21 protein-coding genes are annotated in these 22,163 nt (G+C 46.9%); 13 read left to right on the top strand and 8 right to left on the bottom strand.

From position 1 onward, the window contains the following. The first annotated feature begins 5 nt into the window (after positions 1–5). Positions 6–734, top strand: coding sequence for a hypothetical protein (locus HRE53_RS08175; RefSeq protein WP_235109913.1), 729 nt, complete (start codon positions 6–8; stop codon positions 732–734). Between the two features lie 8 nt (positions 735–742). Further along, on the top strand, positions 743–1,846 hold the full coding sequence (locus tag HRE53_RS08170; RefSeq protein ID WP_235109912.1) for a substrate-binding domain-containing protein: 1,104 nt from the start codon (positions 743–745) through the stop codon (positions 1,844–1,846). Positions 1,847–1,885: 39 nt separating this feature from the next. Here the strand turns inward: HRE53_RS08170 and HRE53_RS08165 are convergent, their stop codons facing one another. Together HRE53_RS08165 and HRE53_RS08160 are read right to left on the bottom strand one after the other, a co-directional pair. Beyond that, positions 1,886–2,704: a leucine-rich repeat domain-containing protein gene (locus HRE53_RS08165; protein ID WP_255801306.1), complete on the bottom strand. Its 819-nt coding sequence runs from the start codon at positions 2,702–2,704 to the stop codon at positions 1,886–1,888. Between the two features lie 397 nt (positions 2,705–3,101). Next, positions 3,102–4,613, bottom strand: a complete 1,512-nt coding sequence (locus HRE53_RS08160) for a UbiD family decarboxylase (RefSeq protein WP_235109910.1) — start codon at positions 4,611–4,613, stop codon at positions 3,102–3,104. Between the two features lie 159 nt (positions 4,614–4,772). Between HRE53_RS08160 and HRE53_RS08155 the strand changes: the two genes are divergently transcribed. From HRE53_RS08155 to rimM, 7 genes are all read left to right on the top strand, one after another. Further along, on the top strand, positions 4,773–4,985 hold the full coding sequence (locus HRE53_RS08155; protein ID WP_235109909.1) for a DUF4089 domain-containing protein: 213 nt from the start codon (positions 4,773–4,775) through the stop codon (positions 4,983–4,985). Further along, positions 4,982–6,385, top strand: a complete 1,404-nt coding sequence (locus HRE53_RS08150; RefSeq protein WP_235109908.1) for an AtzE family amidohydrolase — start codon at positions 4,982–4,984, stop codon at positions 6,383–6,385. Before HRE53_RS08155 ends, HRE53_RS08150 begins: the two co-directional genes overlap by 4 nt. Positions 6,386–6,502: 117 nt before the next feature. Continuing rightward, on the top strand, positions 6,503–7,018 hold the full coding sequence (locus HRE53_RS08145) for a hypothetical protein (RefSeq protein ID WP_235109907.1): 516 nt from the start codon (positions 6,503–6,505) through the stop codon (positions 7,016–7,018). Between the two features lie 38 nt (positions 7,019–7,056). Then, complete coding sequence (locus HRE53_RS08140) at positions 7,057–7,521, top strand: GNAT family N-acetyltransferase (RefSeq protein ID WP_235109906.1); 465 nt, start codon at positions 7,057–7,059, stop codon at positions 7,519–7,521. A gap of 19 nt (positions 7,522–7,540) precedes the next feature. Next, entirely contained in the window at positions 7,541–8,305 is a 765-nt protein-coding gene (locus HRE53_RS08135; protein WP_235109902.1) for a serine/threonine protein kinase, read from the top strand. Positions 8,306–8,512: 207 nt separating this feature from the next. Beyond that, positions 8,513–9,781: a valine--pyruvate transaminase gene (locus HRE53_RS08130; protein WP_235109900.1), complete on the top strand. Its 1,269-nt coding sequence runs from the start codon at positions 8,513–8,515 to the stop codon at positions 9,779–9,781. A gap of 48 nt (positions 9,782–9,829) precedes the next feature. Then, positions 9,830–10,402: a ribosome maturation factor RimM gene (gene rimM, locus HRE53_RS08125; RefSeq protein WP_235109897.1), complete on the top strand. Its 573-nt coding sequence runs from the start codon at positions 9,830–9,832 to the stop codon at positions 10,400–10,402. A 105-nt stretch (positions 10,403–10,507) separates the two neighbouring features. On the opposite strand, the gene HRE53_RS08120 is transcribed toward rimM, so the two are convergent. Both HRE53_RS08120 and psbB read right to left on the bottom strand, forming a co-directional pair. Then, a complete protein-coding gene (locus HRE53_RS08120; protein ID WP_212662988.1) occupies positions 10,508–10,600 on the bottom strand; it encodes a photosystem II reaction center protein T in 93 nt (30 codons plus the stop codon). A 158-nt stretch (positions 10,601–10,758) separates the two neighbouring features. Next, the gene (psbB, locus tag HRE53_RS08115; protein ID WP_212662987.1) at positions 10,759–12,279 is read right to left on the bottom strand and encodes a photosystem II chlorophyll-binding protein CP47; all 1,521 of its coding nucleotides are present in this window, start codon (positions 12,277–12,279) and stop codon (positions 10,759–10,761) included. A gap of 538 nt (positions 12,280–12,817) precedes the next feature. Here psbB and HRE53_RS08110 point away from each other — a divergent pair. Continuing rightward, the gene (locus tag HRE53_RS08110; RefSeq protein ID WP_212662986.1) at positions 12,818–13,117 is read left to right on the top strand and encodes a 2Fe-2S iron-sulfur cluster-binding protein; all 300 of its coding nucleotides are present in this window, start codon (positions 12,818–12,820) and stop codon (positions 13,115–13,117) included. Between the two features lie 170 nt (positions 13,118–13,287). After that, positions 13,288–13,392, top strand: a complete 105-nt coding sequence (psbM, locus tag HRE53_RS08105) for a photosystem II reaction center protein PsbM (RefSeq protein WP_010474494.1) — start codon at positions 13,288–13,290, stop codon at positions 13,390–13,392. 508 nt (positions 13,393–13,900) lie between these two features. On the opposite strand, the gene HRE53_RS08100 is transcribed toward psbM, so the two are convergent. From HRE53_RS08100 to HRE53_RS08090, 3 genes are all read right to left on the bottom strand, one after another. Then, positions 13,901–14,149: an RNA-binding protein gene (locus HRE53_RS08100; RefSeq protein WP_212662985.1), complete on the bottom strand. Its 249-nt coding sequence runs from the start codon at positions 14,147–14,149 to the stop codon at positions 13,901–13,903. 304 nt (positions 14,150–14,453) lie between these two features. After that, positions 14,454–15,845 (bottom strand): glycogen synthase GlgA, encoded by a 1,392-nt coding sequence (glgA, locus tag HRE53_RS08095; protein ID WP_235109895.1) that lies wholly within the window; start codon positions 15,843–15,845, stop codon positions 14,454–14,456. A gap of 151 nt (positions 15,846–15,996) precedes the next feature. Next, positions 15,997–17,451 (bottom strand): polysaccharide biosynthesis/export family protein, encoded by a 1,455-nt coding sequence (locus HRE53_RS08090; protein WP_212662983.1) that lies wholly within the window; start codon positions 17,449–17,451, stop codon positions 15,997–15,999. A gap of 269 nt (positions 17,452–17,720) precedes the next feature. Between HRE53_RS08090 and asnS the strand changes: the two genes are divergently transcribed. Next, positions 17,721–19,112: an asparagine--tRNA ligase gene (asnS, locus tag HRE53_RS08085; protein ID WP_212662982.1), complete on the top strand. Its 1,392-nt coding sequence runs from the start codon at positions 17,721–17,723 to the stop codon at positions 19,110–19,112. A gap of 92 nt (positions 19,113–19,204) precedes the next feature. Here the strand turns inward: asnS and HRE53_RS08080 are convergent, their stop codons facing one another. Next, complete coding sequence (locus HRE53_RS08080) at positions 19,205–20,755, bottom strand: mechanosensitive ion channel (RefSeq protein ID WP_212662981.1); 1,551 nt, start codon at positions 20,753–20,755, stop codon at positions 19,205–19,207. Positions 20,756–21,207: 452 nt separating this feature from the next. Between HRE53_RS08080 and HRE53_RS08075 the strand changes: the two genes are divergently transcribed. Continuing rightward, positions 21,208–22,149 (top strand): aldo/keto reductase, encoded by a 942-nt coding sequence (locus HRE53_RS08075; protein ID WP_235109894.1) that lies wholly within the window; start codon positions 21,208–21,210, stop codon positions 22,147–22,149. The last annotated feature ends 14 nt before the right edge of the window (positions 22,150–22,163 follow it).

Raw genomic sequence — 22,163 nt, 5'->3', positions numbered from 1 at the left:
TTGAGGTGAAACTCGTTAACCCCTTGTACTTCCCCTTAGCTATATTGGCAGGTGGGATTGTTTTAGTTGGTGGTGTCAGGATTGCGAAGCTCAACAGTTTCATCATGCTGCCCTTATCTGTAGGGGTTGCCACAGTGGGAGCTGGAATCATTGCGCCGGAATCGTCGAAGGCTGCCAAGCCAAAACAGCGGAGTCCAGCTGTAGAACAGGAGCTGGGAAATTTGCGAACTCAGGCAAATAAGCTCGCTCAAAAAGCCCAGTCTCTGAAGACAGAAGCCCAGGAGCTGCTGACGCAATCGTTGCAGATGGAGTTGTTGGGGACGTTGCAATATGCTTGCGATCGCACCACCGAATTGCCCCAAAAGATCGAAACCATGGCCGAAAGACTCCATGGCGATGATTCAATTCTGTCTGTGCAGGAGTTACAGCAGCAGCGAGTGACGATTCAAAAGAAACTAGCCCAAAGTTCTGGGGCGACCCAACAGCAATTGCAACAGCTCGACCAAAGCCTCCAGCGCAACATTAGCCTGGCCCAGCAAGGGCAAGATGCCCGACAAGCCCAGCTCCTCAGTCTGTCCCAGCTAATTGCCGAGTCAGCTGGCGTATTACAGGCGATGCAGAATCAGTTGCGCAGTGCAGACTTAGCTGAAGCGAGTCAATCTGCTGAACTGAAGAATCTTAGTGATGAACTGCGAGATTTTCAAGAAAACCTGGATGTGTTGGTATTGACCTAGGGAGAAATATGGTGAAGTCTCAGCGGTCCTTGTATATTTCTCTGGCTATTATTGCAGCGGCCTTGGGATTAACGTTTTACCCGCTGCCGGATGATCAGGTCCAAACCCTAGTGGTGGTCAGTGGCTCTGAGTTAGAGCCTCCTCTAAAAAAGCTGATTGAGACCTTCCATCAAAAGCAATCCAAAATCCGCATTGATCTCAAAGTGCAGGGGTCTTTGGATATGGTTAATCGGTTTATTGATGACCGCAATGATTTTCAACCCACGGTGTTAATTCCTGCTAATCAGGATACTCTCAAACGCCTAGAACAGCGATGGACAGAATCAGAGCCTGCTTTTTATGGTGAACCTCAACCCCTGGCGAAAACCCGCCTCGTGGCGATTACCTGGCCGGAACGCGGTAAAGCCCTATTCCCAGATGGCAAATTTAGTTGGAATCGGCTAGAAACGGCGATGAAGGCCCAGCAATGGGGATCTTTTGGTGGATCCGCCAACTGGGGCAGTTTTGACTTTGTGATGACGGACCCCACCCGATCTAACAGTGGACAAATGACCTTGAGTCTCTGGCTGTCCCATAAGCTACAAAAGTCTTCCCTGCAAGTGGCTGACTTGAATAACCCCACAGCCCAATCTGCGGTGTCTACCCTGAAGCAATCTATCTATCAGCCTGCCCGGTCCAGCGATATTCTGATGCAGGAATTTGTGGCCCGAGGGGCGAATGATGCTGATATCATTACCAATTACGAAAGTGTGGCTCTGAATCGATGGGAGCAGTCCAAGGTGTCTCAAGGCCAGCCCTACCAAATTTATGAAATTAACCCGACGGTAGAGAATAAACCCACGGCGGCCATTATTCGCCGTCAAGTTAATGAGAAGACGGCCCAAAAAGCCCGAGATTTTATTGAATATTTATCAAAACCCAATCAGCAAAAGGTGTTTATTCAATATGGCTTTCGCCCAGTTCACCCTGATGTAAAGCTGGAAGAGAACGCTACCGCACTGTGGCAACAGAACACAGGAATATCGCTAAAGCCCAAAGCCCAGATCATGGACTCACCTTCTGTAGATGTTTTGAAAGAGGTGGGACGATTGTGGGAGCGATCACAGCCGTAATGGTTATTCCTAATAGCTCTAGATTGATACACCTTCACTTTAAGGCTGACTATACTTCTTTAAAATGCTTGAAGGTAATGGATTCCCTTTTAAGTATATTTCGGTTGGCTGAGGCAGATTTTCTATTTCTGGTGGCAGGCTGTTCAGGTTATTCTCACTGAGGTATAGCAATTCGAGACTGGAGAGCTGACCCGTTTCCGGAGGCAAACTATTCAGTTGATTTTTGCTGAGGTTTAACTCTTGTAGATTAGCGAGTTGTCCGATTTCCGGTACCAAGCTCTTCAGGTGATTTACATTGAGAAATAGCCTTTCCAAATTTTTGAGGTATCCGAATTCTGATGGCAGGCTTCTCAGCTTATTTTCACTAAGATTTAGCCATTGCAGATTGATCAGTTGACCAAATTCTGGCGGCAGGCTTCTTAGCTCGTTTTCACTAAGATTTAGCTCCTGTAGATGAGTAAGCTGTCCGAATTCCGGTGGTAGACTACTCAGTTGATTGCCCCAGAGGGCTAGCTTATGTAACTTGGTAAGTTGTCCAATATTGGGTGGTAAGCTACTCAACTGGTTGTTCCAGAGGGCCAGCGATTGTAGATGAGTAAGCTGTCCGATTTCAGGCGGCAGGCTACCCAGTGAATTCGTACTTAGAATTAAAGATTTTAGATTTTTGAGCTGTCCGATTTCGGGCGGCAGGCTACTCAATTGATTGTTGCTAAGGTCTAGCAATTTTAGATTTTTGAGTTGTCCGATTTCGGGAGGTAGGCTGCTCAGTTGATTCCCATAGAGGGCCAGCGATTTTAGATTTTTGAGTTGTCCGATTTCGGGTGGGAGGTGGGTTAGTGATAGGTCCTCCAAATCCAATACAGATAATTGTTTAGTTAATGCTTTGTGAATACGGCGTTGGGCTTCTGCGTAGCCCCGATCAGCTTCGGTGATCTGTTCTGATTGTGCTAGGACTGTAGAGACTCTTAATGGTCGGATTCGCTAGCACTACCGCATCCTTCCTCACGGGGTAGCATAGCCCTGAGGCCAGAATGACCAACGGTATCAGTCCCTTAGCAAGTCTTGGAATTCGTGACATTTCTCACAACCTCTTCGGAGAAATTATTATTCCCAAATCTAGGTAAAATCCATAACTCTCCATTGTTTACTTAAAACACAATGCACTTGCCGATTCCTATAAGTGAAAGAGTCCTATACCTAGGGATCTCACTCATGATCATCGCACACTAGTATGGAGCAATTCCCAACTCTGGATTTAGGACATCTCATAGCCAAATAAATTTGGATCCACTTCACCTAGCTTGAGATCCGCCAGACCATACTCAGCCCAACGTCGATCCACCATTGCTGCCACATCTGGATCTGCTTTTAGGGGTTCTCCCCAAGAGTGATCTGTTTCGGGCGGAATTTTAGTGGTGGCATCAATCCCCATACGACCGCCTAAGCCAATCTTGGTACAGGCAAAGTCGAGAGTATCAAAGGGCGTATCCGGCAAAATAAATACATCTCGCACCGGATCGACCTTAGAGGAAACGGCCCAAACTACTTGACGTGGATCGCGGATATTGACGTCCTTATCCACCACAATTACAAATTTGGTATAGGTGAATTGAGGCAGGGCACTCCAGAAGGCCAAAGCCGCGCGGCGAGCCTGGCCTGGATAAGCCTTGTCAATGGAAATAACGGCGGCTTTATAACTGAGGGCTTCCATAGGCAAAAAGAAGTCCACAATCTCCGATACCTGCTGCCGCAAAATCGGCGTGTAAATCCGATTTAGAGCAATAGCCATCATCGCTTCTTCTTTCGGGGGGCGACCGCTAAAGGTAGTCAGATAGATGGGATCTTTGCGGTGGGTCATGCAATGAAACCGAATCAGTGGGGCGGCCTCATTGATACCGCCGTAGTAGCCCATATGATCGCCAAAGGGACCATCTACACCGGTTTCGCCTGGAGTGATCGTACCTTCCAACACAAATTCACTTTGGGCGGGCACTTCTAAGTCCACGGTTTTGCACTTGGCTAGATGCACTCCACTCCCACCATAGAGTCCAGCAAACAGCCATTCTGAGAGATCAACGGGAATAGGTGTGGCTGCGGCCATGATGATCAGGGGGTCGATACCAATTGCGATCGCAATCTCCAGCTTTTTCCCCTGCTCTGCTGCTTTGCGTAAATGCCGTGCGCCGCCCCGTACCGACAGCCACTGCACCGTCATGGTGTTCTTAGACTGCAACTGTAGGCGATACACCCCCACATTGGGCGTCCCCGTTTCACAGTCCTTGGTAATCACCAGGCCGAAAGTCACGACCTTGCCGCCATCGCCGATATAGGGCTGAATCATGGGGATTTTATTTAAATCCACCTGCTCATCTTTCAGCACTACCTGGTGGCAAGGGGGCAGCAAATCTCGCTGGGGTTTGGCCTTGACCACATCAAACAGGACTTTGCCAAAGTCGATAAACTGGTTCAGCTTCTTCGGCGGCTTGGGCTGCTGAAGCATCGCTAACTTTTTGCCCAGATCCTCTAGTTCGGATTGGGACTCCATATTCATCGCCCAGCAGGTGCGCTCCACAGTGCCCAACAAGTTCACCGCCACGGGATAGTCAGAGCCTTTGACGTTCTCGAACACCAGTCCTGGCCCACCCTGCTGCAACATCCGATCCGAAATTTCTGCAATTTCCAGTTCGGGATCCACCAAGGCTTTGATGCGCTGTAGCTGTCCTCGTTCTTCGAGGCGTTGGATAAATTTTCTCAGGTCTCTAGCCATGGATTCCTTTGGGGCGATAGTCGTTATGCACTTCTTCTATTATGAGCAGAATTGAGGACATCCCTGGAGCGCTCTTTCCTTCGAAGCTGGGGAAACTGGCGCACTCGATCGGTCTATAGGTTCGCTATTCTAGACCTGTTGACCCTTCAGACCTACCCCATGTCAAAGCTTCCAGCTTCAACATCCGATGGTTCGGATGCTTTTAACTCAGCGTATGTGACCGAGGTGGCCAAGCTGTTAGGGCTATCTATTCCCCCAGATCAGCTCCCAGGTGTGGTCGAGAGCTTTGAGCAAATCTACTCCATTGCTCAGCCTGTCCTAGACTTTCCTTTGCCCGATACCTTAGAGGCTGCGCCTCAGTTTGAACCATGAGTTTGACGGCGGCCCAAATTGCTCGCCAGGTCAAAGCCGGAGAGTGCTCAGCAACGTCCATCGTTGAAGCCGCGTTGACGCATATCGCTAGTCGAGAGGAGCACAACTGTTTTACGACTCTTCTAGAGGCTTCTGCCTTAGCCAATGCTGCAACCCTTGATCACAAACTGGCTGCAGGAGAAACCGTTGGCCTTCTAGCAGGGGTGCCCTTTGCAGTTAAAAACCTGTTTGATATTGCTGGAACCGTCACCTTGGCCGGGTCCAAAATTAATCAAAGTCATCCACCCGCTACCCAAGATGCAACCGCTGTAGCCCGACTAAAAGCTGCAGGTGCAATTCTAGTAGGGGCACTAAATATGGATGAATATGCCTATGGCTTTGTCACCATCAATCATCACTATGGTGTCACCCCCAATCCCCACGATCCGTCTCGAATGTCCGGTGGCTCCTCTGGTGGATCGGCGGCATCTGTAGCGGCTGGTCTCGTGCCGCTGACCTTAGGTTCAGATACGAATGGCTCGATTCGGGTGCCAGCGTCGCTCTGTGGGGTCTATGGTTTCAAACCCACCTATAGTCGCTTGTCGCGGGCGGGAGCCTATTTGTTTTCTAGTAGTTTGGATCATATTGGTCCCTTTGCCCGCTCCGTGGAAGATATTGTCCTAGCCTTTGAGGTGCTTCAAGGGCCGGACTCTCGCGACCCCATTTGTACGGATCGTCCACCGATTGCACCTGATTTATCCGGGGATATGACCGGGATACGAGTTGCAATGGCCACAGGCCGGTCGAAGACCATCGCAACCGAGCATTTCTCCCAAGGTATGACTGCCACTGTGGCCCAAGCCCTAGAAAAAGTATCGTCCGCATTACAAGTCACTCAGACTGTGACCTTACCTGAATCGGCTCGGGCCAGGGCCGCTGCCTACCTGATTACCGCCAGCGAAGGCAGCCAGCTCCACTTGCAGCGATTACAAACCCGCCTACAGGATTTTGACCCTGCCACCCGCGATCGCTTTGTCGCCGGAGCGATGATGCCCAATAGCTGGTACCTCCAAGCCCAGCGTTTTCGCCGTTGGTATCGTGATCAGGTTCGAGAGATTTTCAAGACTGTAGATCTGATTATTGCTCCTACGACTCCTTGCCCTGCCCCCTTGATCGATCAAACGACAATGGAACTAGACGGACAAACAGTACCCATTCGTCCTCATCTTGGCTATTACACCCAACCCCTCTCTTTTATTGGCTTGCCCGTGCTCTCCGTGCCGATCTTCCTGCCAGATCAACTGCCCGTTGGTATCCAGCTGATCGCCCGTCCCTACGATGAGAACACGATTTTTAAAGCGGCTGTGGCTTTAGAAAAACTGGGGGTTACGGAAGCTAAGGTCGCGAGTTCCATCGGATAGCTCTATCCTTAATTTCAGAATCCACTATGCTGAAAGCAGGCTACCCTTCCAGAGAGAAGCATTACAGCGGCATATCGCCTGTCTCCTTATTTTGTTGAGTTATTCGAGGTACATGGCATGGCTTCATTCAACTATCTCAACCCCCAATCTACCCAAACCCTACGCCAAGGGATTTATGAATTTCACCAAGTTGAAGTGGTGGAGAATGATGCATCAGACACAGTTGCGCCGGAATTGCTAACTGACATTGATATGCATGATGCGATTCATGTCCTGTTTGGCTGCCCTACCCATTTAGGGGGAGAGATTATTGCCCATATTTGGACCGCTTTGGGGACAACCGTGTCGTTACAAGCAATGCATCAAGTCAATCGCCACCCAGATCATCGGAATGTACTGGCAGAGATTGGCCATCGACATTTAATTAAGACCTGGGTGCGAAGCCTTCCCCAGATCTTGATGACTGTACTTTGGGCACTACGAATGAAGCGTCGTTGGCCTGCTGAAGAGTATGCGGCTTATTTGGATCAACGCCTTTGCGATTTACGCCATGAGTTTAAGATTCATATTCCTCCGCAATCTTCTCATGGCGGCAGATCAGGAGCTGCATTGCGCACCGTTCATTCGTCTTAACCCCCTTTTCTAGATGAATATTGCCCTCAGTTCCCAAAATGGATAGCCTTCACTTCCAAGTGGCAGATGACTCTCACATGGCAGTCTTACTGCCGTTAGTGCGGGCCTACCACGACTTTGAACAGATTGTTCTATCGCCACAACAACGGCGTGAGGCTTTATGGCCTTTGCTCGGTCCTGATTCTCAATTTGGACGAATCTGGTTAATCTTCACCTCCCAAAAAGTGGTGGGGTACGTTGCCCTGTGTTTTGGCTACAGCATTGAGTTGGGAGGCCGCGATGCATTTATTGATGAGCTATTTATTATCGAGGAAGCGCGGGGGCAAGGGTTCGGTAGACAAACTTTAGAGTTTGTAATCCACCAGTCTGCCAGTCTCAAGATTGCCGCATTGCACTTAGAAGTTGCCCGCACTAATGACAGAGCGAAACGACTTTACTTACAGGCAGGGTTTGCAGCCAGAGATCGCTATCATCTAATGACGTTCAAGGTGGCGTCGAATTAATAGCTTTGGATCAATCAACGTGGACTCGACTGGATTAACTGCTGTCTCTGTAGCCGAAATCCTGCAATCCCCTCACCAGAGGCTGCTGGCCTATCCGGGGGATGTAGTTGGTTGCGATCGCATCTCCGAATTGGCAGATCTGGGCGTCACGGCAATTTATGACTGGGGACCCAAGCAAATTCAAAGCTGGCACTGCCTAGGATTAGGCTATTGCGGGTTAGTTTTGCTAGTCCAGTGCCAAGGGCAGCAGATCGCCCTGAAGGTTCGACGCACAGATGCATCCCATGCCTCATTGGCTCAAGAAGCCTCTATGTTGACTCTTGCCAATACTCAACAAGTCGGTCCTCAACTCCTGGGCCACAGCCCCAATTTTTTACTAATGGACTATGTAATGGGGCAACCATTGTTGGCTTGGCTGCAAGGGACCCATTCCTGGACTCGTGCGACCCTGCAATCCCATTTAACCCAACTCCTCTGGCAAGCCTTTCAGCTGGATCAAGTAGGCTTAGATCATGGCAATCTTCGGTGTGTAACGGCACATAGTATTGTGACAAGCCAAGGTCCTGTATTACTGGATTTCAGCAGTGCCAGTACAACACGTCGACCGGCTAATGTAACGACTTTGACTCAGGGCTTGTTTTGGGGAACCACCATTGCACCGCTACTCGTTCCCCATTGGTTCCACCCCGATATACAACCCTGTATTGAGAGGCTGCGACGCTATAAGCACCATCCAACGACAAAAAGTTTTCAGAGATTGCTAGATTTACTGTTTGATCGTTGAAACCACAAATCATTCATCGTTAGGTCGCACCATCGATTCCCTAGGATAGATCCTATGGCGTTTCTGCTGATTCTAATGGCTAGGAATGAATCCAGAGGCATTGCTAGTTCAGCCGACACCCCCTAAGATATTGAGATCTGCCCTACCTTTTGCAGGGCATGGCCCTAGGTGCAAAACGATAAACTCTTTTCGATTGGCTCGTAATCAATGCCTCTAACGCTTTCTCAAATTGGCAATCAGATGTCTGCTTTGACGGGTGTTCGCGCCATCATGAAAGACATCATCGAAACCTTGAGAGCCAATCCGAATGAAGCTTTTATCAATCTCAGTGCAGGTAACCCTGTCATCCTGCCTGAAGTCGAACAGCTATGGCGGGACTGCACAGCCCAATTGTTAGAGAGTCCTGATTATGGTGAAGTCGTCTGTCGATATGGCACTAGCCAGGGCTATCAGCCCTTAGTAGAGGCGATTCAAAAAGATTTTAATCAGCGTTATGGCTTAACCCTTAGCGATCGCCAAATCCTGATTACGCCAGGAAGCCAAGCCCTATATTTCCTAGCTGCTAATGCCTTTGGAGGGATAACTGAAACAGGTCAGCTCAAAAACATTGTGTTGCCCCTATCGCCGGACTATACCGGATATGGTGGCATTTGCCTGACTCCAGAAGCCTTAAAAGCTTATCAACCGACCTTAGAAATTGATGAAACGGCGCATCGGTTTAAGTACAGACCGGATTTTGATCAGCTCCACTTCGATGAAAACACAGGCTGTATTATTTTTTCTCGGCCCTGTAACCCCACAGGCAACGTCCTGAGCGAAGCGGAAGTCCAACAAATTTCCGATCTGGCCACCCCTTTTGATATTCCAGTGTTAATCGATTCGGCCTATGGGCCACCTTATCCCAGCCTGAATTACACCGACATAGCCCCCATTCTGGGAAATAATGTAGTCCATTGTATGAGTTTGTCTAAAGCAGGCTTACCTGGAGAACGGGTTGGTATTGCGATTGGAGATGAGCGTATCATTCAAACCTTAGAAGCCTTTCAGACCAATGTCTGTATACATTCTGGACGATACGGACAAGCGATCGCAGCCCAAGCTATCCAATCTGGTGCCTTAGCAGATATATCAGTTCAGGTGATCCGTCCGTACTATCAAGCCAAGCTAGCCCTACTCCAATCGGTCCTCGACCAACAGATGCCTTCGACCCTGCCCTGGTTCCTCCATCTGGGCGAAGGGGCGATCTTTGCCTGGCTATGGCTTAATGAGTTGCCGATATCAGACTGGCAGCTCTATCAACAGCTCAAACAAGTAGGAGTCATCGTTGTCCCTGGCCATTCCTTCTTCCCCGGTTTATCCCAGGACTGGCCCCACAAACACCAATGTCTACGCATTAGTTTGACGGCAACTGACGAAGAAATTACCATCGCTATGCAGCGACTCGTTCAAGTTATCGAAAAAGTGTATCAAACCTAAAATGCAGATGTTGTCTTTCCAGCTAAATTCAACTAAAAGGACACAACTGTGAGTGACGCCCTTTCCCCAGATCTACCAGTTGATGAGACTGCAGAAGAATGGTTAGAAGTTGGCACCATCGTCGGTGCCCATGGATTAAATGGTGAGGTTAAAGTTTTCCCAGATTCAGATTTCCCTGAGCGCTTTATCCAGCCGGGACCCCGTTGGCTAGCCACCCCGACTCATTCATCGCCTCCTGAAGAAATTCAACTTCTCAAAGGACGTCTTCTTGAAAGTAAGGGACTTTACGTGGTGAAGTTGGCCAATGTCAACTTTAGAGATCAATCCGAAGCTTTAAAAGGAACCAAAATTTTAGTTCGAAGTAATGATCGCCCCATCTTGGCAGAGGGCGAATACTATCTGTCTGATTTGATTGGGGTAACGGTTGTTGATCATCAAACGCAAACAGTAGTAGGTTCAGTCGTTAGCATTGCCAGTGCAGGTAATGATCTACTTGAAGTCCAACTCGCTGGTACTACCGAGACGATACTGCTGCCATTTGTCTCAGCTCTAGTCCCTATCGTTGATATAGCAAGTAAACGAATAGAAATCACTCCCCCTAAAGGATTGATTCCCGAATAAAGGCAGTTGCTACAAAAAAACCGCTTTCCTAAGAAAGCGGTTTTTAGATTTGAACCTGTTTTACTGACTGTCAAATACAGCTAGTAAAACAAAAGCTCGATATATCTAGATTCGAGTGGGCTTCTCGCGGAAAAAGACTGCGAAGAAAAATAACCCGATTAGACAGGCAAGAATAAATACGTAAGCAATAACTTCCATAGGATTAAAACCCCTCAATAAATGCTAATTAAAAGTAAGAAGGCTACCTATACACATTCTAATCATTTTCGGACTTAGAAGCGTTCAGTAGCCTTCATTCTGAATCTAGCAAGTGCCAATTAGCAATTCACTAGAATTCAACATCCTTTTAGGACTGACTAAGCACGGGTGGATGTGTCACCAACTTTCTGGAAGACACCCCATTCCACTTGCTCTTCAGGCAGGTTAGGATCAACACCCTCGAACACATCCTTGAAGATGGTACGAGCGCCATGCCACCAGTGGCCGAAGAAGAAGAGTAGTGCGTAGCAAGAGTGGCTGAATGCAAACCAACCACGAGTGCTGGTTCGGAAAACGCCATCAGAGCCAAGAGTCTCACGATCGAACTCGAAAGGCTCACCCAGTTGGGCTTTACGAGCATACTTCTTAACAGAAGGAGCATCGGTGAAGGTTTGACCGTTTAGAGTACCACCTTCAAAAGAGACTGTTACGCCTTTCTGCTCAAAGCTGTATCGAGATTCAGCTCGTCGGAAAGGAATGTCAGCGCGGATAACGCCATCTTTGTCAGTCAAGATAACTGGGAAAGTTTCGAAGAAGTTGGGCATGCGACGCACGAACAACTCACGACCTTCAGAATCAGTAAAAGTAGGATGACCTTCCCAAGAACGGGCGAGACCGTCACCACTGTTCATAGCACCTGTGCGGAATAAACCGCCTTTAGCAGGGCTATTACCGATGTAATCGTAGAAAACAAGCTTTTCAGGGATTTGATCCCAAGTTTGTCCAGACTGCACACGGCGCTGGATTTCAGTTTGGAAGTAGCCGCTATCCCATTGATAACGAGTAGGACCAAACAACTCGATTGGAGTAGTTGCACTTCCATACCACATGGTTCCAACCATTACGAATGCAGCAGCAGCTACAAAGGCAACAGAACTGGATAGTACGGTTTCAACGTTACCCATGCTAAGCGCGTTATAAAGGCGCTCAGAAGGACGAGAAACAGTATGGAAAATACCACCAATAATCAAGGCAATCCCTGCAGAGATATGGTGAGTGACCAAACCTGTGGGATTGTACGGGTCAAAGGCAAATGGCCGCCAATCTGGGCTAACCCCTTGCACATGACCTGTGAGGCCATAAGGATCAGAAACCCACATACCTGGTCCTAAGATGCCAGTTAAGTGAAGAGATCCAAAGCCGAAACAAACAATTCCTAATGTCAGCAAGTGAAGGCCGAAAATTTTAGGCCAATCGCTAGCTGGCTCGGAAGAACCATCGGGATAGTAGATGTCTAAATCCCAGTTAATCCAGTGCCATACGGCAGCTAAGAAAAACAAACCTGCAGCCAGGATATGCATGAGGATGACACCCTCATAACTAAAGAAGTTTAGGTGTGCGCCTAAAATTCCTGGCTGTGAAACCCAAGGCTCACCAGTAACTGTCCAGCCACTCCAAGAGTGAGTGACACCAATGCGAGTCATCACAGGCATGACGAACGTGCCTTGACGCCACATGGGGTTTAAAACTGGATCGCTTGGATCGTACTTGGCCAACTCGTAGAGTGCCATGGAGCCTGCCCAGCCGCTTACCAGGGCAGTGTGCATTAAATGCACAGATAGCAGCCGTCCTGGATCATTCAGGACGACTGTGTGTACTCGGTACCAGGGTAGTCCCATCGACTACGCTCCTCCTCTTAAAACGTCAATACTTTAAACTTGCAGCATTTTTTTAATGGGCCGATCCTAATAAGACTCCACAAACTATTGGTTTATGAAGCCCTTCTTGTATCAATTGCAGTAATTCAGTAATTTAAGCCAACTGCTGTCGTCACTGTGATTCATTGAATCATACTTAGTGCTTACATGGCAGACCTAAGTTGACATTGAAGTCACTAGGACTCAACGGTGCAGGCTAATATGCTGATTATTATTAAAACAAGCAAGACACACTCAAACTTTAGAAAACAGTAGTAAATGATTCTTGAGTTTGAATGCTTGAGGGCAACCTAATGTACTATACGAAACAATAAAGTGTATAACGAAGTGTAACTAGAGTAGGGACTCAATGCAAGAGAACTTAACGATTTGAAATTCGGGCATATTGCCAATTGCTTGGCCTGTCTGCCGATTAACTTGTTACTAGACTCTCTACCCTGAACCCTTTCCCTGTAAACATTTACTAAATAAATCTCAGATCCAAGGTATACCGCCAACTATGTCCAGCATTCTGTTTGTTAATGAAAGCCAAGAAATAGATGTTTCAGAAGAAGACGATCTACGCTCAGTGGCGCTGGATAACAAGATTGACCTCTACACGTTTAAGGGTAAGTTAATGAACTGCGGAGGCTATGGCCAATGCGGGACATGTCTTATTGAGGTTGTTGAGGGTATGGAGAACCTCTCTCCTCGTACGTCCGTAGAAAATGCCAAGCTCAAGAGAAAACCTGAGACCTATCGTTTGGCTTGTCAAACTTTGGTGCTGGGATCTGCCTCCATTAAAACGAAGCCTTCGTAGCTCCGGAATCATTCAAAGTGCAGCTCGTATAAGGGGAAGTGGGGTGGCCATTACCATTGCTTCTATATAAGTGTTGTTCAAGCAGGTATTGGTAAATCTTTCCAAAGAGGTTTAGCAAAAATGGTATTGTAAAGTTTATAAATGCCCAGATGAGATAGAGATTAATTCCTATGCCAGTTAATGATTTAGGTGCAATTGCTACCGCTTTATTCGTATTCATACCTTGTGTGTTTCTGATTCTTCTCTATGCTCAAACCGCTAGCCGGGGAAGCTAGTCAAGAATCCTTGCACGATATTTGAAAGGATGATTGAGGGTACCTAGTTATCGTTAACTAGGTACTTTTGTTCGAGCTTGCCGTTGAATACTCACGCTTATAGTTAACCCTCAAAAGCGATTTGCCTTTGGTAACTTGTTGGGTTTAGTACTCTAATTCAGTACATCTGCTAATAAGCAAATACTCTCGAAATCCCCCTTAAGTTCAAGGGTTCAGAGTGCGGTGGTCGCTGAACCAGAATTGTGCTCCTCAATCTTTTTGATGTGGACTAAACGCTAGCGAAGCTTGTATTAGACACCTTTAATAAAAATTTTTCAAAAAGAAACCGCTTCATCAATTGAATAATGAAGCGGTTTCTTTTTAGGGAATGGCCTGAATTGCGAGACTAAAAAGAAGATCAAATCGTAGTATCTGTCCCATTAGCCACTTAGGCTCCCGACACGGATTCAATCTTGAAAGGCTAAACGTGCATAGTTAAAGACAAACAAGGATATTATGGGGCGGTGAATTATCGCTCGCGAGGCTTAGCTTTATTGACTTTCAGCTGCCGTCCCATCCACTCAGCACCATCTAAATCAGCAATCGCTGTTTCTTCTTCATTATCTTCTGTCATTTCCACGAAAGCAAAACCTCGCATTCGGCCTGTTTCACGATCTACTGGGAGTACAACTCGCTTAACAGTGCCATACTCATTAAAAACTTCGCGAACATCGTTTTCAGTGGCTTGGTAAGACAGATTGCCAATATAAATGGTCATGGTAAAACTCAGAGATTAGAATTGAACGGTAAACGAATGCTTGGGGATGGACAACAATACACCTAAGCAGCAGTTATTTCAGCGGCCATAGCAAACCGATAACATTAAGCAATGCTCGCTGTTAGTAACAGTATTCGCTAGCCTTTAATAACTAATTGGCATCTGATGCTTGAGATGGCAAGCCCTAAGCTCTTCTCTCGACATATGTATTTTATTACTCTTGCATTGTCTCATAAGAGCAGACGGTCAACTTGTCTTTGGTGCCACATTGGTTAGTAGCAGCTTATAGACATTCAAAATGTTATTAAGAGACGGCTTTAGAGGGGAGTCCTAATATCTGCTGATACATCTCATTGTATTCTTTTGCAGATTTAGCCCAGCTAAAATCAACTTTCATTCCTCGTTGCTGCAGTGCTTGCCAAGCATCATGATAATGAAACCCTTCCCAGGCCCGAATCATACAGGTATATAGATCGAGCGGTTCATACCGATCAAAACAATAGCCTGTGCCTGTTTGCTCATTTGGATCGTGGTGCACAACTGTGTCTACTAATCCGCCTGTGCGACGGACGATAGGAACACATCCATACCGAAGTGCTAGCATTTGGCTGATGCCGCAAGGCTCGTAGCGACTGGGCATTAGAAATGCATCGGCTCCGGCGTATACTCGCCTAGATAACGACGGATTGTAGAGGAGCTGCGTAGACATCCGACCATTAAATTTCGAGGCAATTTGCCATAGTTGGGTTTCATAGTAGCGATCGCCGGTTCCCAACAGCACAAATTGTGCATCTGTATAAGCCATAAACCGTTCTAGAACCTGAATGACTAGATCTAAGCCTTTTTGCTCGACTAAACGGGCAATCATTCCTACTACAAATGCGCCTGAATTAACCTCTAAACCCAACTCTTCTTGCAACGCAATCTTATTGGCTCGCCGTTTATCTAAAGAGGTAACTGAGTAGTTTTGGGTAACGTATTTGTCAGTTTTTGGGTCAAAGGACTGAACATCGATTCCGTTTAAAATGCCCACGAGCTTCCCGCTGATGAAGGACATGAGTCCTTCTAGGGTTTCTCCATAAGCAGTGGTCTGAATCTGTTGGGCATAGGTTGGAGAGACTGTATTCACTTGATCTGCAAATTGGACGGCTGCAGCCAAGGTGTTATGTCCCTGCATATACCATGGACACCAAGTCATCTGTTCTAATCGCCATCGCCAAGGGCCTTGATACCCTAGGTTGTGAATGGTAAATACGCTCGATATATCTGGAGATTGATGCATCCAAACCGGTATCATTCCGGTATGCCAATCATGGCAGTGGACAATATCAGGCTTCCAATAATTCCAACAAAATTCAGCGGCCCCGTTGGCAAAGAAGGTAAAGCGCCAGTCTTCATTCTCCCCACCGTAGATATGGCGGGGAGAAAAGGTTGAATGTTGGAATAAATATAGCGGAACGTCTCCTTGAGATAACACTGTTTCAAAGACGGTGAAGTCTTCGAACATGGCTGACCCTGACCACACCGGTTCCTTGGGAATCGTAATTTTATCTGGGAGGAAACCGTAGTAAGGCATAAATATGCGCACATCGTGCCCCATCCGTTTCAGGACAGCAGGAAGTGCACCAACCACATCTGCCATGCCACCCACTTTGGCAAATGGAGCAACTTCTGCTGAAACGAAAAGGATGCGCATATTGTCCTGTCCAATGAATCTTGCCAATTATCATATCGGGCAACTGCCCGCTTTGCTGCTCATTGGGGCAAAACGCAACAACAGCACATAAAACTCATGTGCTGTTGTTGGCAAGTATGCAACCCACTACCAGAAGTATTGGGGCAGTCATTTAGAATAGGAGTCGGAAGATACCGAAGCCACTGGTGATTGGGGAGAGTACATTTCGGAGACCATCACCAATTCTAGTGATACCGGAGCGACCAACAACGATGACATCATTGTTCCTTAATGCAGGATTCTTCTCCTCATTAAGAGGCTCTTCAAAGTCAATCTTTATTTCCCTTTGAGTGACTGTCCCATTGGGATTCAGGCGAATTAGCTTGACTTTACTCTTGTTTGCTCTGCTGTCATCGAAACCACCAGCAGCCAGCATTGCTGTATTGAGGGGGGTATTCGGTTGAATTTTGACAACTCCAGGTCTTTTTACTTCACCTACGACGTTAACGTCAATGGTTGCAGGGGCGAAGCTAATAGTTGAGAGTTCAGTGATTTCAGCGGCTGTCAACCCTACGGCTTTAGGAACGACAATCGTATCTCCTGCCTGTAGTGCAATATCTTGAGAAAGATCGCCCTCTTTCAAGAGTTTCCACAGATCGACATCAATTTCTTGCTGAGTACCATTGTGAGGACGTCTGAGAATTTGAACTTTGCGAATGTCAGCTTCGGGTTTAATCCCCCCTGCTGTCTGAATGGCTTGGGTGACCGTGGGAAGTTCGGATGAGGCGGCTCTAGAGTTGCCGAGGGTGCCTGCGTCCTGGACATCGGCGCTGCCGGGACGGATGGTGTGAGGGCCGGGCCGATAGACTTGACCAATAATAGCAACGTTTATAGGTTCAGACCGATCAGCAGAGAAGCTGGCATTACTGACCAGTAAGGAGTTGGTAAAGTCTACTTCTGCTGTGGCGGGAATGATAACGGTATCTTTGTCTCGCAACTCCAGGTTTTGACTTAAGTCCCCTTGTTGTAGTAGCTTCATGAGATCGACAGTGATGTATTGGTCCCTGCCATTGAGTTGGGGGCGTCTAACTTGAATTTGACTTAGGTCTGCAGATTGAGATGTACCTCCGGCCAGCTGAATCAGCTGAGTAACGGTAGGTATTTGATTAGGGGATTCAACAGGGTAGGTTCCAGGACGCCTGACTTCGCCTGTTACGGCTAGGGTGACGGTCCGGGCTTTCACTAAAACCATGGTGACGTAGGGGCGTCGGTATAGGCGAGTGTAGCGTAAAGAGATTTCTCGCTCAGCTTGACCCAGGGAACGACCTGTTACAGGAACCCGACCAATGAGGGGGAGACTGACGGTCCCATCTACTAATACTCGGTAGTTAGAGGTAAAAAGCTCAGGTTGCCCAAACATTGTGAGCTGAATTTCATCTCCAGCTCCTAATACATAAGCTTGCTGATTAACTAGGGCATTACGGTCAGGGGTTAAAGTGTTTTGAGCAACGGTTAAAACCTCTGAGGCTGGGTTTACTTCTGAAGTGGATACTTGAGCTTCAGCAGATATGGGCGTTATAGAGGCTGCGATAGCAATTAGAGCTGCAGAATGAAGAGGCCTAATCATAGTTAGTTAAAACCCTAGTTAATTTATATACCCAGAAGAAAACAATTATTATAAACGATTGTTTATCTGAAGACGTTGTGCCGGTCGGTATGTTTCTAGTAGCACTAATGTGACATAGAGACAGTTGTTCTGGCAATTTTCTCTGCTGGTTGAGTTGAAGATAACCCACATTTCTGGGGATTGATTGAAGTTGGTGTCAGGATACAGACCACAGTATTCGCAGATTAGACTGATGACAGTGTTGGTAATAAACAAAGTGGCATTTCTGCATGGAAGTTAGACGAATTATTGAGTTGCTTCGTCACGGGCAGCCGGGCGATAGCATTAAGGTTCAAGCTTGGGTTCGCACAAAACGAGAGCTGAAAGAGTTTGCATTCTTAGAGGTGAATGATGGGTCATCGTTACAGGGACTGCAAGTGGTGGTCAACCAGGACTTGCCAGAATATGAGCAGACTCTAAAGCGATTGAATACGGGTTCTTCTGTGTCTATTGAGGGAGAATTAGTTGCATCACAAGGAAAAAATCAGCGGATTGAGCTGATCGCAAATGCAGTTCAAGTGTGGGGAACTGCAGATTTAGAGACTTATCCACTCCAGAAAAAGCGACATTCTTTTGAGTTTTTACGGACGATTGCCCATTTGCGATCGCGGACCAATACCTTAGGGGCAGTCTTCCGAATTCGCAATGCCTGTTCTCAAGCTATTCATCAATTTTTCCAAGAACGGGACTTTATGTGGATCCACACCCCCATTATCACGGCTAGTGACTGTGAAGGAGCGGGGGAGCAATTAGCTGTCACTAGCCTCAATCTGCAACAGGTGCCGCTGGCTGAAGACCAAACAGTTGATTACAGTCAGGACTTTTTTGGTAAACCGACCTATTTGACGGTGAGCGGTCAGTTAGAAGGTGAGATTATGGCTTCTGCCTTCTGTAATGTTTATACCTTTGGTCCGACCTTTAGAGCAGAAAATTCCAATACCTCTAGGCACTTAGCAGAATTCTGGATGGTGGAACCGGAGGTGGCATTCTGTGATTTACAGGGGGATATGGATCTGGCAGAAGCTTTTCTCAAATATGTTTTCAAATCGGTATTAGAGAAATGTCCTGAAGACTTTGAGTTTTTTAATCTGCGGATTGATAAATCTGTTTTAGAGACTGCAGACAAAATCATCAACAGTGAGTTTGAGCGGATTACCTACACCGAAGCCATTCATCAATTAGAGAAAGCCAGTCGCAAGTTTGAGTTCCCGGTGGAGTGGGGGCTGGACTTGCAGTCAGAGCATGAACGGTATTTATCGGAAGATCTGTTCAAAAAGCCTGTCATTGTCACCGACTACCCGAAGCAGATCAAAGCTTTTTATATGCGGATGAATGATGATGATAAAACGGTAGCTGCAATGGATGTGCTGGTTCCTAAAATTGGTGAGATTATTGGTGGCTCTCAGCGAGAAGAGCGTCTTGACCTATTGGAGCAACGCATCATAGCTCAAGGACTGCCTGTAGAAGATTATTGGTGGTACCTCGATCTTCGCCGCTATGGCACCGTTCCTCATGCTGGCTTTGGTCTGGGCTTTGAACGGTTAGTTCAGTTTATGACGGGGATGGCGAATATTCGGGATGTGATTCCGTTTCCGCGTACACCCTTGAATGCTGATTTTTGATGGTAGGTAGTGATATTAGAAAAGCCACTCTAATTGATTTCAGAGTGGCTTTTCTAGATTTGAGGAAGGACTAAATAAGAATTTCGAGTTTACTAGCGTTTTGACTCAAAGCTATTCAGCCACTTACGAACTTGTTCTCCAGCAATGTCCATGCCGCCAAAGCCAAAGGCTAGCGCTAGGGCCACAGCAATGGCACCGAGTAATAGGCCAAAGGCGAGATTGACAATATTGGTAGCAATGCCCATTTGTTGTAAAGCCATAGCCGAGACTAAAGCAATAATGGCAACTCGAGCAGCTTGAGCAACCATACGAGATTGGGCGCCGCCGGAGCTCGAAACGATGTTAAAGGTCATATTGGCTAGGTAGAGGCCAATGCCAAAGACTAATACACCTACTAACACCTGACCTAAGATGCTCAGTAGTCCAGAAATCATTCCCGTTAAGGGTTGAAATTCAAGAACATCTGTGGCAGGGATCAGGAACACTAGAATAGTGGCGACTAAAACAACAATCCCAGCAATTTCTGAGGGAGTTTTATGGGAGGACGTATTAATCGGGCCATCTTCAGAAATGCTGTCTGTGGGCTCTTGAGCTGCTTGTAGTCCCAATATTTGGAAAATGTTATTGAAACCGAAGTTGGCAAGCAAACCGGCAACCAAATCGCCGAGAATTTTACCAAGGACGTAGGCAACTCCTAAAATGACTGCGGCTGTGAAGATGAGAGGAATAGCTCCGAGAACATCTCCCAGCATTTCTACAGCAGGCTCAGAGATGGCTGCTATCCCTAACGCTTGAAAAGCAGAGATTCCAAATGGGATAAGGATGAATACGTAGACAACACTACCAGCCAAGGTGGAAAGGCTTTGACCGCCAATGGCCTGAGTTAAGCCCAGTTGTTGGCCCCATCGATCTGCACCACTTGCTGAAAACAAGTTTGTGACAATCATGCGAACAATACGGGCAACGAACCAGCCCGCTACACCGATCAGAACAGCTCCCAAGACATTGGGTAAAACTGCCAAAATATCTTGAACCATTGCCTGTACAGGCTGTAATGGTCCTTGCAGTTTTAGGGTTTCTAAAATTGGGAGTAGGAACAGCAGGAAGATAAACCAGTAAATGGTGCTACCTAATGTTTCGCTGATGGATACAGGCTGCTGTCCACTGGCATCTGACGGACCAGAGGCCGAATTTAATCGCTCATCAACTGATAAGGACTGTAGGATTCGGACGACTACTATTTTGGCGACAGTCGCTAGGATCCAAGCCACCCCCATCAGTGCAATGGCACCACCAATTTGAGGTAAATACCCCAAAATCTTATTCAGAAGGTTGGTGAGGGGGTCAGAGATGGTGGTAAGTTGCAACGACTGCAAAAAACCGACCACTGCAAATAGCATTACGATCCAAAAAGCGATCGAAGCGAGCAGTTTTTCGACGTTGGCTGCTGCGCGCGAGTCGTCAGTTCCTGAGAACCAGCGGGCGATACGGTTATCGATATCTGTTTTGGAGAGAAGGGCTTGTACAAACCACTTAACGAAATAGGCGACAATTACACCAATAATCAGAAAAGCGGCTGCCCCAAGCAAATTGGGAATCGCTTTCCCCAATTCTTGTGTGATTGTATTTAAGAAGGCATCCATTGATTTCTAGCTCTAAGTCCAATATCTGCAATAGGGAACCATTTGGAACCTGGTTCAAGAAAATTTTCGCTATGCCATTTTATGTACAAAGCAAACATATTTTGTTTGCTAATGCTGACTATTTATAACAGACTATTTCAGACTTACCATAATCCTTCATTGCCCGAAGCGATAAAGTCTTAATAAAGCCTTTGGATCTTATTTGCTATTGTCTTGTCACTTATAGTCTAAAGCCTTTGATATATATGCTTTGCACTTATTTATAGCTATTTTCTTTATGCATGAAGAAAAAAAAATCTAAAATAGTTGCCTTCATCTGAGTATTAGTAATAAAAAGTTAAATCTAGGCCCTACTTACGGCTTGAGATTCTTGTTGATGAAGCCATTAAAGTACTCCTCTCTAAAGTTATTGTTATTAAACTAGAAGTAGAAATATTAAGAAGTGTTTACTAATGACAACTAAACAACTCGGCCCTAATGGACCTCTGGTGTCAGCTGTGGGCATTGGCACTTGGTCTTGGGGCGATCGGATTTTTTGGGGCTATGGCGATCAGTATGGTGAAACTGAGGTCGCTGATGCGTTTCAATCTGCAATCCAGGCTGGCATTACTTTGTTTGATACGGCTGAAATATATGGATGGGGAGAGTCTGAGCGATTGTTAGGTAAGTTCCACCAGGACTGTCAGCGTCCTGTTTGTCTGGCGACTAAGTATGGCCCAGTGCCCTGGCGCTTGAGTGAAGAGGCAGTTCTTCAGGCTGTGAAGGAAAGCCTGAAGCGGTTACAGGTGGATGTGATTGATTTGTATCAGGTGCATTGGCCATTTAATTTTTTTATGAGTTTTGAGACTCTATTTCAGGCGTTAGCTAAGGCGGTTAATCAGGGATTGATTAAAACGGTTGGCGTCAGCAACTACAGCCCTAAGCAAATGCAGACTGCTCACGCTTTGCTGGCGGATCAAGGGGTGCCCCTTGCTGTGAATCAGGTGCGATATTCCTTGATTACTCGTCAGGTGGAGAGTCAGGGTTTGATGGCTAAAGCTAGGGAGTTGGAAGTCACGATCTTGGCCTATAGCCCACTGGCTCAAGGGTTACTGACGGGTAAATATACGCCCGAACAGCTTCCAATAGGTGCCCGCAAAGCAGATCAGCGCTTCAAACCTGAGGGATTACGAAAATTGGCCCCAGTCACCCATTTGCTTCGTCAATTCGCTGAAGTCCATGACAAGACGATGGCGCAAGTGGCGTTGAATTGGTTAATCGCTCAAGAGGGTGTTATCCCCATTCCTGGAGCGAAAACCGCTCAGCAAGCGATAGAAAACGCGGGGGCTTTGGGATGGTCCTTAACTCCTGAAGAGGTGACTGCTTTAGAGGAAGCAAGCCGTCCTTGGTTGTGAGGTTAGAGTTGGTA

Source organism: Acaryochloris sp. 'Moss Beach' (genome assembly GCF_021497025.1).
GTDB classification, from domain to species: domain Bacteria; phylum Cyanobacteriota; class Cyanobacteriia; order Thermosynechococcales; family Thermosynechococcaceae; genus Acaryochloris; species Acaryochloris marina_A.
This window is presented reverse-complemented; position numbering and strand designations above follow the sequence as displayed.